The sequence below is a fragment of the Sorangium sp. So ce375 genome (genome assembly GCF_051473855.1).
Lineage (GTDB): Bacteria > Myxococcota_A > Polyangia > Polyangiales > Polyangiaceae > Sorangium.
The window spans coordinates 577,252-591,363 of record NZ_CP150335.1 but is presented as its reverse complement, the minus strand read 5'-3'; the positions used below and the strand labels follow the sequence as shown (position 1 = coordinate 591,363).

The window sequence follows — 14,112 nt, the reverse complement described above, 5'->3', positions numbered from 1 at the left end:
GCGCGCGCGAACGCGAACGGCGAGCGGCGATGGAAGAACGACGAGGTCGCGCGTTGGGGCGCCTCGGGCGAGCAAGAGGTCCCTTGCGCTCCGCTCGCGGCTGCTGCGATCCTGCCCGGCGCACGTTCGCTCGGGCGCGCCGCAGAGCAGCCCGAGGCGACGATCGCGTTCCGTCATGCTTCGGGAGTAGAGGTTCGATCGCATGGAATGTCCCGCTTGCCATCAGCCAAACATCGATGGGGCGCGCTTCTGCGCCACGTGCGGCGCGCTCCTCCCCGTCGCGCCGGTGGAGGCAGATCCGCTCATCGGCACGATCGTGGGCGGCCGGTTCCGGATCGTCGGGGTGCTCGGCGAGGGCGGGATGGGCCGCGTCTACAACGGCGAGCAGCCGATGGGGACGTCGGTGCGGAAGGTCGCCATCAAGACGCTCCTCTCGCAGCACGCGAAGGATCCTCAGGTGGTCGCGCGCTTCATGCGGGAGTGCGGCACGGTCAGCGAGCTCGAGCACCCGAACACGATCAAGGTCTACGACTTCGGGCAGACGAACACCGGAGAGCTCTACATCGCGATGGAGCTCCTCAACGGGCAGTCGCTGGAGGAGGCGCTCGAGCGAGGCGGCGCGCTCTCTCCGGAGCGGGTCGATCGCATCATCGCGCAGACGTGCGGATCGCTCCAGGAGGCCCACGAGAAGGGGATCGTCCACCGCGACCTGAAGCCGGCCAACATCTTCTTGACCAAGCGCGCCGGCGAGGAGGACTACGTCAAGGTCCTCGACTTCGGCATCGCGAAGCGCGACGAGCGGAGCGCCAAGGCCGAACAGAAGCTGACCCAGCAGGGGACGGTGCTCGGCACCCCGCCGTACATGAGCCCCGAGCAGTTCACGGGGACCGAGCTCGACGCGCGGAGCGACATCTACTCGCTCGGCGTGCTGACCTACGAGATGCTCACCGGGCGCCTGCCTTTCGACGCCGACACGCCGTGGGCGTGGGCGACGCAGCACATGACGGCGCAGCCGTTCCCGTTCGAGGCGGTGCCGATGGGCGCCGCGGCCCCGCCGAAGATGAAGGCGGCCGTCATGAGGGCCCTCAGCAAGAAGCGCGAGGATCGGCAGCAGTCGGCGCGCGAGTTCTACGAGGATCTCACGATCGGCGCGGGCGCCCGCCTCTCGGTGCTCGCGGCGGCGCCACGCACCCTCATCGGCAGCGACGCCCCGACCAGCGGGACGGCGCTGATGCCGTCGCGCTCGGGTCAGACGCAGATCGGGGAGCCGCTGTTCGTCGCGGGGCCGCCAACGGGACCGGGCCCGGTGAGGACCGTCGTCCAGCACCAGGCCGCGACGATGGTCGACCAGGCTGCCGTGCCGGCGCACCCGGCCGTGCACACGGGCAGCGGTCAGGTGTTCCCCGCGCCGCCGCCGCCTCCGCAGAAGAGCAAGGCAGCTCCGATCCTCGCCGCTGTCGCGGCCGTCGCGGTGCTCGGCGTCGTGGGCATCGTCATGATGACGAAGCGGGGCGGCGAGAGCACGACGGAGGAGAGCACGTCGACCGGGATCCCGCTGCCCTCGGGCGCGCCGTCGGTCACCGTGGCGTCGGATCCCCCCCCCACCGCGGCTGTGACCACGCCCACGAGCGCGCCCTCCGTCACCCAGGAGCCTCCCCCGCCCGAGCACAACGGCCAGGACAAGGCGGCTCCGGAGGCAACGAAGAACACGTCGGCCTCGACCGCCGGGCCCAAGGCCCCGCCGCCCGGCAACGAGAAGGCCGAGCAGGAGTGCAGGGCCGCGATCAACCTGGCGAACGGCGGCAACACGGATCTCGCGGTGAAGCGCTTCGCGGCCTGCGATGGCCCCAAGAAGGCCGAGGCGAGGGCCGCCATCAGCGGCAGCGCCAAGCGGGCCGTCGCCTCCAAGGGGTGCGCGGCGAAGTCCCACGCCCTGGCTGCCGCGCGGATCGGGGCGGGCGAGGCGATGTCCCAGCTGCCAGCGCAATGCCGCTGACGTGGTGAAGGACGTGGTTCAAATCGGGCACAACACCTGGCGGCGCCGGCCTGTTCCAGGCTTGCCTTGACGCCCGATTTTGAGCGGTGCTAGATCCTGCCCTGACAGTTCTGAAAGTTCAGTGCACGCCGCGCCCTGGCTTTGCTTGGTCGGCGCTTGACTTTGGAACATGGGGGAGAAGGTCGCTCACGGGAAATGGGCAGTAAGATTCGTTTGGTCGCGCCTCGAATGACGTGGCGCGACATATGTCGATCTGAAGAGTTCGTTGGGCGGTGGATCGCCCTTGACAATGTGAAATACGTTCAAGGCTGTTCGCAGCCGGCCGAGGCCGACGTTGTGGACGCCGACGATGATCTGGCCGACTTATGCGCGAGGATGCGCGAGGCCGACCGCACGGCGTGTGCGATCCTCTTCGTCGAGAAGGACGACGCCGGCGTACCAACGCGGGTCCAGCGGCTGCCGCAGCTTTGGCGCCGCGTCGCACATCACTGATCCGCCAAAACATCCTCATCCATCCAGTCCGACCGTCCGACGTGGCGAGCGCCCCCGGGAGCACCCCAGCGAACCGAGCTTGGCTCGGCGAGCTCGTGCTCCTGGCGCTCGCGCCGTCGAACGTCGCTCACGCGCCGGGCCCTGCCTTGGACGTCGTGTCCGCCCTGCCGTCAGCCGTTTCTTCGGCTACTTCGCCGGCCCCCGCCTCGGGACGCCGCGTCCTCCCCGCCGTCAGCCGCTCTTCGGCTACTTGAGGATCGGCTTCAGCAGCGTCTTGCCGTCCTTGACGACGACGTCGTAGTCGACGGACTTGGCCGGGTTCGTCGCGCGCAGCTTCGCGGCCTGCGCCCGGAGGCTCTCGGCCAGGCGCTCGTAGGTGACGCCGGCCGTCGACTCGCGCGCGGCGCGCTTCGTTTCGACGTACTTCGCGTAGATCTGGCGCAGCCGCTGCTCCGGAAGCTCGTCATCGCGCGCAGCAGATCGCTGCGGGGGCGGCCCGGGTCGCGCGCGCACCGGGGTGTCGTGGCCAGCGCGCGCGGCCTCCGGGGGGCGCGAGGGGGTGCGCGGCGCGGTGTGCCGAGCGCCGCTCGCCGCGCCGGTCTCCGCGGGAGGCGGAGCCGTGGAGCGGCGGCGCCGCGCCGACGGCGGGCGCTCCGAAAGCACGCGCTCCTGCCGCTTCGCGGAAGCGCCCTTCGCCTCGCCAGTCGCCGGAGAGGCCGCGGCTGCCGGCGCTGCATCGGGAGCGCCTGGAGAAGGCCTGACGGGGGCCGGGGGCGGCGGTCGCTTCGGAGGGGGCGGAGGCTCAGGCGCGACGTCCGTCAAAGCGCTCGGAGGCCCGGCCGCGGCGTTCGCCGCGTCGCCGGTCTTGGTGCTCTGCGCGCGCTGCGCGCGCATCTCCGCCGCAAGCTCGGCGAGCCGCTGGCGGCTGTTCACGCCCGCTGCGGGCTGGGCCCGGTCCGCAGGAGCGCGCGCGGCGGTCTTCGTGCCTGCTGGCGAGGCCTCGACCGGCTTGGCCTCCGCTGGCTTGGTCTCCGCCGGCTTGCTCTCCGCCGGCTTCTGCTGGGGCCTCGTCAGGCCGAGGCCCCGGGGGAGCCCTCCGAGCGGAGCGGGCTTCACGGCCGCCGTGGCCTGCGGCGTGGCAGGCGGCGCGAGCGCGGGGCGCACCGCCGGGCTCGCGGGCGCCGTGGTCGATGCCTCCGGCGCGGATGGCGGCGCGACCGCGTCGCGCGGCGCCGCCTCCTCGGCGGCCAGCGCGGCCAGGGATCGCTTTCCCAAGAGCGATGCGGCGGGCAACGGCGGGGGCGCCAGCGTGACCGCCTCGTCGTCGACGTCGATCTCGTCGTGATCACCACGGTCATCGGCGCGATGATCCGCCTCGCGCGCCGTCGCCTGCTGGTCGGCGAGCTCCGCGTAGCGCTCCGCCCGCTTGCGGCCGACGATCGTGAGCGCCTCCTTCGCTCCGACCCGCTTCGCTGCGCGGATGACGTCGCGGCGGTACGTGCCGTTCTCGATCTCTCGCGAGATACGGCCCCAGTACTGCTGGAACGTGTTGTAGCGCTGGATCAGCATCTGGAACTTGAACCGGAGCCCGGTGTTCCTGATCTGCTCCCGCCGCATCACCCAGATGCGGCGCTCTACGTCCTTGCGCGGGATGAGCGGCTCCAGCCGCTCGATGCCCATGAAATACTGCTCGTAGAGCGCGCGCAGCCGCTCGATGCGCGTCTCCAGCTCCTCGAGCTCCCGTTCGACCTCGCCCGATTCCATCGCGGCTAGAGGGGCGTGATGCGCAGGTTGTCGAAGCAGACCGGCGCATCCCATGCGTTGAAGCCCATGTGCTCGTGCCCTGGACCGGAGAGCGGAGCAGGATCGCTGAGCTCCAGATAGTCGACGTCGTTCACCGACCAGGAGAGGGTCCTGCCATCACGACGCTCGATCCGGAAGCGATAGGGTTGTCCCGGCGCGACCGGGCGCGCGCGGTCGTCATCGCTGTCCGGATCCACGTCGATCTCCAGCCGATCGCCGCCGTGCTCGTCGAGGCGAGCGAGCACGTGCTTCGTGTTCTTCCATCCTCCGAGGATCACGAGATAGCTCGTCGCGTTCGTGTAGCTCGCCGCCGTGGCGCCGCTCCGACCGTCTCCCCAGAGCTCGGCCTTGAGGTCGCCGTCGGGGGCCTCGGCGATGGCGTCGAACTCGATCCGGGCGTTCTCCGGCAGCGGGCGCTTCAACCACACGCCGCGGTTCCTCGCGGCGCGCACGCAGAGCCGTCCATCGTCGATGGTCCACTTGGGGCTGAGGGCGTTCCAGTCGGGACCAAGCGCTGACCGGTTGAAGTCGTCCTCGAACACGCCCGTCCCCTGCGCTCCCCGAGCTGCACCGACGGTCGACGAGGAGACCGGCGCCGCGACCGTCCCGGCTGGCCGAGCGTTCGCGTCCCCCGTGGCCGGTCCCTCAGGGACACATGCCGCGCTCGCGAGCAGTCCAGGCACGGCGAAGACGCTGACGGTGGCACGGCCAGAGAGCACGGAATCGATGCTAGCAGCGGCGCGCGCGGACTTCGAGAGCCCCTTCGCGGGCGCCGTCGTCAGGATGGGGAGAACGCCCCGCCGCGCTGCCGGCCCGGGCGCACCGAGATCGCCCGGTGCGGTTGGACCAGCGTCTACGAGCGCCTTGGCTCGCTGCGTCATGCGCGAGAGACGATGCTTGATGGTCCCCAAGCCCAGGCGTAAGGAGAGGCGCCATGCATCCCATCCTGTTCCGCGTCCCGCTGCCCGTCTGGACCGTGCCCCTGCTCTGGGTCTTCCTGATCGCTGCGGGCATCGCTTTCGCGGGCGCGATCGGGCTGCTCATCACGAAGAACAAGCCGGGCGCCGCGGCGGCGGGCGCCGCTGGCGTGGCGCTCGCCGCGCTCGCCTCGCAGTTCAAGGACCAGACCTACACCCTGGGTCCGCTGCCCATCTACAGCTACGGGGTCATGCTCGGGCTCTCGCTCGTGGTCGGCTGGTACCTGACGCTCGGGCTGGCGGAGCGCGACGGCCTGCCGAAAGAGACGATGGCCAACTGCTACGTCGTCACCGCCATCGCCGCGGTCGTCGGGTCGCGCGTGCTCTACATCCTCACGAACCTCGACGAGTTCGACTCGTTCGGCGCGATGTTCGACATCCGCCGGGGCGGGCTCGTGGCATACGGCGGCTTCCTGGGCGGCTTCCTCGGCTCGTACCTGTTCCTGCGCTCCCATCGCATCCCGCTGCTCCCCTGGGCCGACGTCGCCGTCCCGAGCCTCGCCTCGGGCCTGATGATCACGCGCATCGGGTGCTACCTCTTCGGCTGCGACTTCGGCCGCCCGCTCGGCGAGAAGGCGCCCGCCTGGCTGAAGAAGCTCGGCACGTTCCCGCACTGGCCCGAGGGCACGCTGGACCATGGCAGCGGGTCCCCCGCGTGGGTGCAGCACGTCAAGGAGCGCGGGCTGGATCCGAGCTCCGACGCGTCGATCGCCGTGCATCCGACGCAGATCTACGAGTCGCTCGTCGGCGCAGGGTTGCTCGCGCTCCTGCTCCTCTCGCGCAGGCGGCAGAAGTTCCGGGGCGAGATCTTCCTCATCTTCACGTTCTCCTACGGCGTCTGCCGCTACCTGCTCGAGCTCCTCCGCGACGACGCGGAGCGCGGATCGATCCCACCCTCGCTCCCGGAGCACGTGTTGCTCCCGGCCGGCCTCGTCCTCTTCGCCGTGGGGTACACGATCGGGTTCTCCCATCTCCTCCGCGACAACGTGGCGCGCAAGGTGACGCAGGTCCTCGCCTTCGTTCCCGCGATCGCCCTGTACCTCGCCCTCAAGCCCGAGACGTTCGCCGCCTCTGCGACCCTCCAGTACTCGACGTCCCAGGCGGTCGCCCTGGTGACAGGGCTCGCCGCGTCGATCGGCTTCGCGGTCTACTACAAGGCCGCCCTGGACCACCCGGAGCAGGCGATGGCGCTCAACCTGCCGGAGAGCCCGGCCGCGGCCGCCGCCCGAGAGGCAGACGGGGACGACGAGGACGACGACGAGGAGGACGAGGACGACACGCCGAGAAAGAAGCGAAGCGCGCCGTCGAAGGCCGGCGACGTGCCGTCGCGGGCCACGCGCGGCAGCGCGAAGGATGAAGGCCGGGCGACGGCCCGTGAGCACGGCGCCGCCGAGGCGCCCGACACCACCGGAGAGGCATAGACCGTGAAAATCGCATTCGGAGAGGGCAAGCTCGTACCGGCCGTCGTGCAGGATCGGCTGACCGGGCAAGTCCGGATGCTCGCGTACATGACGCGGGAGTCGCTCGCCAAGACGCTGGAGACGGGGCGCGCCACCTTCTTCAGCCGATCGCGCGGCGAGCTCTGGGAGAAGGGGGCGACGAGCGGCAACACGCTCGCGGTCACGAGCATCCACGCCGACTGCGACGGGGATGCGCTCCTGATCCTTGCGGAGCCCCGCGGCCCGACGTGCCACACGGGGAGCGCGAGCTGCTTCTTCCGGGAGGTCGATGCTCGCGGAGACGCGGAGCCCGAGGCCGCCGACGAGGGGCAGGACGCGTCCGCGCTGCTCGAGACGCTCGAGCGCGAGCTCGAGGCGCGCAAGGCGTCGTCGGCGACGAAGAGCTACACCCGGAAGCTGCTCGACGGAGGCGCGCCGCTCATCGGCGCGAAGCTGCGCGAGGAGGCCGGCGAGCTGGCCCAGGCGATCGCCGCGGAGAGCGACGAGCGCGTCGCGTCCGAAGCGGCGGACGTCATCTATCACCTGCTGGTCGGCCTCGTGTCGCGCGGCGTCCCGCTGCGCGCGGTGCTCTCCGCGCTCGCGGCACGCATGGGCACGAGCGGCCTCGTCGAGAAAGCGTCGCGGACACAGAAGGACAAGGCGGGACAGCCGTGATGCGCCGCGCGCCGCCGCCTCGACGCGGCGGCCGCGGCTCACGCTTCGTCGTCCGACGCAGCGCTTCCAGCGCGGCTGCAGCTGCGCGCCGGGCCGCGCCATCCGCGACGGCGACGGATGGGCTATTCTTGATGGGTGAGCCCGTTCCGTGAGCCGCCCGGCATCGAGCTCGGCCCGCTGGAGGTCGGCCTCGGGCGCGCGGCGCGGCGGGCCATGGTGGGCCTCATCCCGAGCGGAGGACGGCTCATCGCGCCCGACGGCTACGGCGAAGGCGGCTCCAGGCGCGGCCGATCGCACGCCGCAGGAGCGCTGGGCTCCCTGGGGCTCTTGCTTGTGTCTGCCTGCGCCTTCGTCGCGGTGACCGGCGGCTGGGAGCTGCACGGCCTCGGGGCCACGGCCGTGACGGTCGCGCTCGTGATCGCGGGCGGGATCTCGCTGGCCGCGGTGCTGCACGCGATCGACGCGCCGCGCGAGCGGCTCACCGTGCGCGGCGCCGTGGTCGGCAGGGCCGCGAGGCGCGCGCTCCGCAGGGCACGGCACCTCGCGCGCCACGCGGAGCGCGCGCCGGAGCGGTTCGGCCCCCGCCGCGTCACCGCGCTGCGAAGGACGCTATCCATGCTCGCGGATCCGCTCATCGCCGACTGGATCCCCGCGGATGTGCGCGGCCGCGCGGAGCTCCTCCTCGCCCGCGCCATCGCCGCGAGCGCCGGCGCGCGCTGGGCGCGCGAGGCCAGCCTCCGGGCCGAGGTGCGGGCGCTGCTGCTCGCCGCGGCCGATCACCTGATCGAGCCGACGCCAGCCCGGCTGGATCTGCGCGCGCTGACGGAGCACACCGAGCCCACCCCGACGCAGCGCGAGCCACGGCGGCCGCTGCACGGGACGGCGGCGGCGCAGATCCGCAGGAAGGCGCCGGCGCGCCATGTCCTCCCCGACGCCGTCGCCGAGGACGCCGCGATGGTGGTCGACGTCGACGCGACCGATTCCTCCGGCGAAGCGCTCGATCGTGATAGGGTGCGTCGCTGAAGGGCGCGTCGCCGAGGTCTCGGGAGGCTCAGGCGGCGTTGCAGGAATCCCGTGAATCCACCTCGATTCCGGAGCTCTTCACGCTCCCGGGCCATCCCCCTGCCCCCCGCGCTCGGCCGCGCCCTCCTCGCGCTCTGTAGCGTCTCGCTCTTGGTGACGTGCCCGGGGCGCGCGCTCGGGCAGGGCGCGGGGGCGGCCGCCGGCGCGGAGCCCACGGCGGAGGAGCGAGCACCGCGCGCGGCGGCGCTGTCGATCGGCGCGACGCTCCAGGAGAGGCATCGCGTCCGGTACACCCTCGACGGCATCGAGATCCGAGGCAACGTGCGGACCGCCGCGCGCGTGATCCTCCGCTACGTCGGGTTCCGCGCGGGGGACCTGCTCGACGTCGAGGATCCGGAGATCGAGCTCACGCGCTACCGCCTCCTCGGGACCGGGTTCTTCGCCTCGGTCGGGTTCTCGCTCCGCAAAGGGGTCGAGCGCGGGAGCGCGACGCTCGTGATCGACGTCGTCGAGCGCAACACGTTCGTCGTGCAGGACCTCTGGCTCGGCATCGCGGCCGACGAGGACACCGCGGGCAACGCGAGGCCGCTCTCCGCGTTCACTGGCGTGCAGGTCGCCGAGACCAACCTCGCCGGGACAGGGATCACGCTCGGCGCCGGCATCGGGCTCGCGGCGGACCAGCTCGCGCTGAGGACCCGCTTCGTCGATCCCGCGTTCGTGGGGAGCCGCTGGTCGGCCACGGTGACGGTGCTCTACAACGACGCCCGTGACTTCTTCGGCAACCGGGACGTCGCGTTCGAGTCCCCGTTGCTCGAGCAGCGCGAGGTCACGGGCTACGCCGTCGTCGCCTACAAGCGGTTCGGCGCGACGCTCGGCACGGGTCACGACGTCTCCTCCTCCTCGCGGCTGTCGCTCGACTACCACCTGGAGCAGATCGACGCGACCGTGCCCACGGTCGCTTCGCACATGCGCGGCGACAGCCGCGAGCCCATCGACTTCGACATCCTGGGCGGCAAGACGGTGCTCTCGTCGCTGCACGCCGCGATCGATCACGACACGCGCGACGCGCCCTTCCTCACGACGCAGGGCACGCTCGCCTCGGCCTCGGTCACCGTGGGTGTCCCGCCGTTCGGCAGCGACTACGGCTACCAGAAGTTCGAGTTCGGTGCGCAGCGCTGGTTCCGCCTGCCGCTGCGGCACGTGCTCCGCGTCGAGGCGTTCGCCGGCGCGATAGCCGGGGACGCGCCTTTCTTCGAGAAATTCTACGTCGGTGACCTCACCGACCTCCTGCCGGATCGGCTCCTCGACCTCGCGCCCGATCGGAGGCAGCCGCCGAACTTCCTCAGCACGGACATCATCGAGGTCCGGTACGGGGACTTCGCGGCCAAGCTCGAGGCGGAGTACCGGATCCCGGTCTATACGGGCCGCGGATCCATCTACGGCGTCGATCTCTTCGGCGCCGCGGGCCTGTACGGCCTCGCGACCCGCCGCGAGCTCACCGATGCGCCCACCGGGTACGAGGGCTTCGCGCGCGTGCCCGTGGACATCACCTACAACCTCGGTCTGCGGGTCGACACGGCGGTCGGCGGCGTGACGCTCGCGTTCTCGAACCTGCTCGGGCTGATCCCGGCGCGGCGCGGTGAGCGGAAATGATCTGCTCGGGCGCACGTCGCGGACCGAAGCGCGCGGCGCGCGGCGCGCGGCGCTCGGCTCTTGGCTGGCGCACCTGGCCCACCCGAGAGGCGCGGCGAGCGCTCGTGGCGCTCGGCCGCGGAGCGGCGCGCTGGCTCGGGATGGCGCTGCTCGCGACCCTCGCCCTCCGCGCGAGCTGGTCGATGGCCCAGGAGGGACCGGGCGGGGCGGAGGGCCGACAGGGGCCCAAGGAGATCGCCGACGCCGACGCGCAGCAGGCGCTCGGCGCGCCGGCCTCGCTGCCGACCCGGGCGGCGAGCTTGACGCTCGACAAGACGATCGTGCAGCTCACCGTGGGCTTCCGCGACGTCGTCGACGGCGAGATCTCGAAGAAGCTGCTCAGCGGGCTGCCCACCGTCATCACGATGCGCGGCTACCTCTTCCACGAGAGCGGCGGCAACCCCGTCGCGCTCGCCGCCAAGAGCTGCCGGATCGTCTACGACCTCTGGGACGAGGTGTTCCGGATCCAGCTGATCCAGGCGGGAGGTCAGTCGAGCACGGTGGCGATCAACGTGGAGGGCGTGCTCCGCAACTGCGCCGAAGCCCGGAGGCTGCCGCTCGTGGAGCGGTCGGTCGTCCGCGATGGCAGCCGCTATTTCGTCGCCGTGCTGGTCGAGGTGAACCCCATGAGCGCGGAGATGCTCGATCGCATCAAGCGGTGGGTCACCCGACCGCCCGGCTCGACGGCGATCGGGCCGGGCGATTCCCTGTTCGGCTCCTTCGTCGGCCTGTTCGTGACGCGCATCGGCAACGCCGACCGGAGGCTCGCCTTCCGCACACAGCCCTTTCTGCCGCCGGCGCCGCCGCCCAGCCCGCCTCCGCCTGCCCAGAGGCCCCCCGGCCGCTGAGCCAGCGCGCGACGAGCTCGCCCACCGTCATGCGCCTCGACCAACGGGCGGCGAGTCGGTCTACAATCCTACGACCGCCGCGCGGACGCCCCCTTCCGTGTCGGCTCCCCCTCATGCGCCTCTTTCCCATCGCGCTCGATCTCAACGGCCAGCGGGCCCTCGTCATCGGCGCCGACGGCGAGGCGCCGTACACGGTGGAGCGGCTCCTCTCGGCGGGCGCTCGCGTCTCCGTCGTCGCACCAGGGCAGGTCGACGGGTCGATCGAACGGGCCAGCCGAGAGGGGCGGCTCGAGCTGCACCGGCGGGCGTTCGTGGAGGGCGATCTCGCCGGCGCGGCGATCGTGTTCCTCGTGCCGGGCGACGACGCGCTCTCGCGGCGCCTCCACCGAGAGCTCGCGAGCGCGGGACGCCTCGTCTGCACGCTGGATCGCCCGGAGGTGTCGAACTTCGCCAATCCCTCGGTGGTCTCTGCCTCTGGACTGACCATGAGCTTCAGCAGCCATGGCGTCAGCCCAGGGACGATACGCCGCATCCGGGAGGACCTCGGCGCCCTCTTCTCGGATCCGCGGTTCGCGCGCTACATCGAGGCGCTGCGGAGGCTTCGCGAGAGCCTCCCGCGGGGCGCCGAGCGGAGCGCGCGCATGCGCCAGGCGACCTTGGGCTTCGGCCTGGAGGCAAAGCTCCGGTTCCCTGCATGGCTGGAGCGAGGCGACGAGCCTTGATGTCCGAAGAGCCCGCGGGCGGGGCGGCGGGCGGGAACGTGAGGGGATGAGGGCGTAAGGGCGTGAGGGCGTAAGGGCGTGAGGGCGCGCGCGCCGCCACGATGAACGCGAACGCGAAACCCCTTGTGGAGAGCGGCCTTCAAGGCTTAAGTGGGCGCCCACGCGACACTATCCGCGGAGGAGGGCTTACGGTATGCGTTCACGATCGGGCCGGCTGACGATGTTGACCTCGGCGGCGATGGTCTCTGGGCTCCTGACGCTGACGAGCGTCAGTCCGGCATCCGCGCAGACGGATGCCAAGCCGGCGGTGCCCCCGGCAGGTAAGCCGGCCGCCGCGGCCGCTCCGGCGGCGGCTCCTGCGAAGCCCGCTACGTCCGCGGCGCAGGCGCCCCCCGCCGCTGCGACGCCGCCAGCAGCCGGCGCGACGCCGCCCGCGGCGGCTCCTGCGAAGGCCGGTACACCCGCGACGGCGGCTCCTGCGAAGGCCGGTGAGCCCACGACGAAGGTGACCACCACCAAGCCGAAGAAGCCTCTGACCGAGAAGCAGAAGAAGGACGAGGCGAAGAAGCTCTACAAGGAGGCCGAGGCCAAGTTCGACAAGGGCGAGTACGCCGCCGCGGCCGACCTCTATCGCCAGGCGGACGAGTACGTGCCCGGCGCCGCGCCGAAGTACAAGCTCGCCGCCTCGCTCGACAAGCAGGGCCTCGCCACCGAGGCCGTCGCCGCGTGGCAGGCGTTCCTCGATTCGAAGCCGGACGCCGAGAAGTTCAAGGAGAAGATCGGCGAGGCGCAGGTGCGCATCGAGGCGCTGAAGAAGACGCCGGCGAAGGTGAAGGTCGCGACCGTCCCGGAGGCGCCGCCAGGCCTCAAGCTCGCGGTCGACGGCGTGGCCCAGACCGGCAAGGAGCTCTCGGTCCCGCCGGGCAAGCACACGCTCACCGTCTCGGCCGAGGGGTTCGCCGATGCGAGCCAGGAGCTCGATGTCGCCTTCGCCGAGACGCGCGAGGTCAGCGTCACGCTGACGCCGCAGGCGCCAGCGCCGGTCGCTGCGGCGCCGGCGCAGCCCCCCACCCCGCCGCCCGCCGCCGAGGCGCCGCCCGCGCAGCCGCCGCCGCCGGCGCCGCCGATCGAGCCGCGCTCTCCGGTGCCGGCCTACGTCACCCTCGGGCTCGCCGGCGCGGGCGTGGTGGTCGGGACGATCTTCGGCATCCAGGCGCTCGGCGCGAAGAGCGACTTCGACGACGCCCCGACGACCAAGACCGCGGACCGCGTCGATCGCTTCGCGCTCATCGCGGACATGTCCTTCGCGGTGGCGCTCACGTTCGGCGTCACCGGCGCGGTCCTGCTCCTCAGCGACGACCCGGCCCAGGCGAAGGCAGCAGCGTCGAGCGTGACGAAGAAGGCGTTCGTCACTCCGTTCGTCAGCCCGACAGGCGGCGGCGCCGCCGCGCGGTTTACCTTCTAAGGGGACTACTATGTGGAAGAAACAGCATCTTCTCGCGATGGCGCTCTGCGCTGGCGCGCTCTCGACCCTCGGGATGGGCTGCGAGCTCATCGCCTCGGTCGATCGCTCGCGCATCCCGGGGGACGGCCCCACCGACGGCTGTTCTGACGGCACGAAGAACAACGAAGAGACCGACGTCGACTGCGGCGGCACCACCTGCGCGCCGTGCGAGCTCGCCAAGGCGTGCGCCAAGGCCGACGACTGTGCGAGCGGCTTCTGCGCCGACGACGTCTGCTGCAACGCCGCCTGCGACGCGGACTGCGACGCCTGCACCGCCGCGCTCAAGGAGTCGGGCGAGGACGGCACGTGCGGCCCCTCGAAGGCCGAGACCGCGTGCGGCGAGGCGACGTGCGCCGAGGGCGTCGCGACGAGCCGCGGCGCCTGCGACGGGACGACCACGGAGTGCGGTCCCGGCGAGGAGACGGAGTGCGAGGAGTTCGCCTGCGATTCGAAGGCCAACGCCTGCTTCGCCGAGTGCAAGGAGAACGCACACTGCGCGCGGTGCCACGAGTGCAAGACGGACGACGGCACCTGCGCGCTGGCCGCGGCCGGCACGGAGGGCCTGGGGTGCGACGAGGGTCAGGCGTGCGACGCCGCGGGCGAGTGCAAGCCCGCGAACGGTGAGGCGTGCACGGAGGCGGAGGCGGGCGAGTGCGCCAGCAGTCTCTGCGTCGACAGCGTCTGCTGCGACACCTCCTGCGACGCGCCGTGCATGGCCTGCAACGTGGCGGGGTCGGAGGGCGCGTGCTCGCCCGTCCCGCTCGGCATGACGGACGGGACGGATTGCAGCGAGGCCTACGTCTGCGACGGCAAGGGCGGCTGCAAGCTGGTAGCTGGCGAGGAGTGCTCCACCGACGCGCAGTGCGCGAGCGGCAGGTGCATCCCCGACCTCTTCACGTGTGCCAAGATCCCGACGCCTTGAGCTCCCCCCGGCTCCCGCC

Annotated in this window: 12 protein-coding genes; 10 read left to right on the top strand and 2 right to left on the bottom strand. The window is 71.9% G+C overall.

The features are described 5' to 3' along the window. Window positions 1-202: 202 nt before the first annotated feature. The gene (locus tag WME90_RS02370) at window positions 203-1,996 is read left to right on the top strand and encodes a protein kinase domain-containing protein (RefSeq protein WP_437279423.1); all 1,794 of its coding nucleotides are present in this window, start codon (window positions 203-205) and stop codon (window positions 1,994-1,996) included. Between the two features lie 228 nt (window positions 1,997-2,224). Then, the gene (locus WME90_RS02365) at window positions 2,225-2,488 is read left to right on the top strand and encodes a hypothetical protein (protein ID WP_437279422.1); all 264 of its coding nucleotides are present in this window, start codon (window positions 2,225-2,227) and stop codon (window positions 2,486-2,488) included. Between the two features lie 246 nt (window positions 2,489-2,734). Here WME90_RS02365 and WME90_RS02360 read toward each other — a convergent pair whose 3' ends face one another. Together WME90_RS02360 and WME90_RS02355 are read right to left on the bottom strand one after the other, a co-directional pair. Then, complete coding sequence (locus WME90_RS02360; protein WP_437279421.1) at window positions 2,735-4,252, bottom strand: MXAN_5187 C-terminal domain-containing protein; 1,518 nt, start codon at window positions 4,250-4,252, stop codon at window positions 2,735-2,737. A 5-nt stretch (window positions 4,253-4,257) separates the two neighbouring features. Beyond that, window positions 4,258-5,010, bottom strand: a complete 753-nt coding sequence (locus WME90_RS02355; RefSeq protein WP_437279420.1) for a hypothetical protein — start codon at window positions 5,008-5,010, stop codon at window positions 4,258-4,260. 215 nt (window positions 5,011-5,225) lie between these two features. Between WME90_RS02355 and WME90_RS02350 the strand changes: the two genes are divergently transcribed. The 8 genes from WME90_RS02350 to WME90_RS02315 all read left to right on the top strand — a co-directional run bounded on the left by WME90_RS02350 (window position 5,226) and on the right by WME90_RS02315 (window position 14,093). After that, window positions 5,226-6,689 carry a prolipoprotein diacylglyceryl transferase gene (locus WME90_RS02350; protein WP_437279419.1) on the top strand — a complete coding sequence of 488 codons (1,464 nt, stop codon included), beginning with the start codon at window positions 5,226-5,228 and terminating at the stop codon, window positions 6,687-6,689. 3 nt (window positions 6,690-6,692) lie between these two features. After that, window positions 6,693-7,382 carry a bifunctional phosphoribosyl-AMP cyclohydrolase/phosphoribosyl-ATP diphosphatase HisIE gene (gene hisIE / locus WME90_RS02345; protein WP_437279418.1) on the top strand — a complete coding sequence of 230 codons (690 nt, stop codon included), beginning with the start codon at window positions 6,693-6,695 and terminating at the stop codon, window positions 7,380-7,382. A gap of 135 nt (window positions 7,383-7,517) precedes the next feature. Beyond that, window positions 7,518-8,405 carry a hypothetical protein gene (locus WME90_RS02340; protein ID WP_437279417.1) on the top strand — a complete coding sequence of 296 codons (888 nt, stop codon included), beginning with the start codon at window positions 7,518-7,520 and terminating at the stop codon, window positions 8,403-8,405. Between the two features lie 51 nt (window positions 8,406-8,456). After that, window positions 8,457-10,058 carry a BamA/TamA family outer membrane protein gene (locus tag WME90_RS02335; protein WP_437279416.1) on the top strand — a complete coding sequence of 534 codons (1,602 nt, stop codon included), beginning with the start codon at window positions 8,457-8,459 and terminating at the stop codon, window positions 10,056-10,058. A 104-nt stretch (window positions 10,059-10,162) separates the two neighbouring features. Then, window positions 10,163-10,945 carry a hypothetical protein gene (locus tag WME90_RS02330; RefSeq protein ID WP_437279415.1) on the top strand — a complete coding sequence of 261 codons (783 nt, stop codon included), beginning with the start codon at window positions 10,163-10,165 and terminating at the stop codon, window positions 10,943-10,945. A 113-nt stretch (window positions 10,946-11,058) separates the two neighbouring features. Continuing rightward, entirely contained in the window at window positions 11,059-11,667 is a 609-nt protein-coding gene (locus WME90_RS02325) for a precorrin-2 dehydrogenase/sirohydrochlorin ferrochelatase family protein (RefSeq protein WP_437279414.1), read from the top strand. Window positions 11,668-11,860: 193 nt separating this feature from the next. Continuing rightward, window positions 11,861-13,132 carry a PEGA domain-containing protein gene (locus WME90_RS02320; RefSeq protein WP_437279413.1) on the top strand — a complete coding sequence of 424 codons (1,272 nt, stop codon included), beginning with the start codon at window positions 11,861-11,863 and terminating at the stop codon, window positions 13,130-13,132. A 10-nt stretch (window positions 13,133-13,142) separates the two neighbouring features. Further along, window positions 13,143-14,093, top strand: a complete 951-nt coding sequence (locus WME90_RS02315) for a hypothetical protein (RefSeq protein ID WP_437279412.1) — start codon at window positions 13,143-13,145, stop codon at window positions 14,091-14,093. Window positions 14,094-14,112: the final 19 nt, after the last annotated feature.

What these genes read in the sequence shown, in the direction of transcription:
- WME90_RS02325 (WP_437279414.1), top strand. Translation starts at nt 11,059, where the DNA reads ATGCGCCTCTTTCCCATCGCGCTCGATCTCAACGGCCAGCGGGCCCTC.
- WME90_RS02360 (WP_437279421.1), bottom strand. Translation starts at nt 4,252, where the DNA reads ATGGAATCGGGCGAGGTCGAACGGGAGCTCGAGGAGCTGGAGACGCGC.
- WME90_RS02365 (WP_437279422.1), top strand. Translation starts at nt 2,225, where the DNA reads ATGACGTGGCGCGACATATGTCGATCTGAAGAGTTCGTTGGGCGGTGG.
- WME90_RS02350 (WP_437279419.1), top strand. Translation starts at nt 5,226, where the DNA reads ATGCATCCCATCCTGTTCCGCGTCCCGCTGCCCGTCTGGACCGTGCCC.
- WME90_RS02320 (WP_437279413.1), top strand. Translation starts at nt 11,861, where the DNA reads ATGCGTTCACGATCGGGCCGGCTGACGATGTTGACCTCGGCGGCGATG.
- WME90_RS02315 (WP_437279412.1), top strand. Translation starts at nt 13,143, where the DNA reads ATGTGGAAGAAACAGCATCTTCTCGCGATGGCGCTCTGCGCTGGCGCG.
- WME90_RS02370 (WP_437279423.1), top strand. Translation starts at nt 203, where the DNA reads ATGGAATGTCCCGCTTGCCATCAGCCAAACATCGATGGGGCGCGCTTC.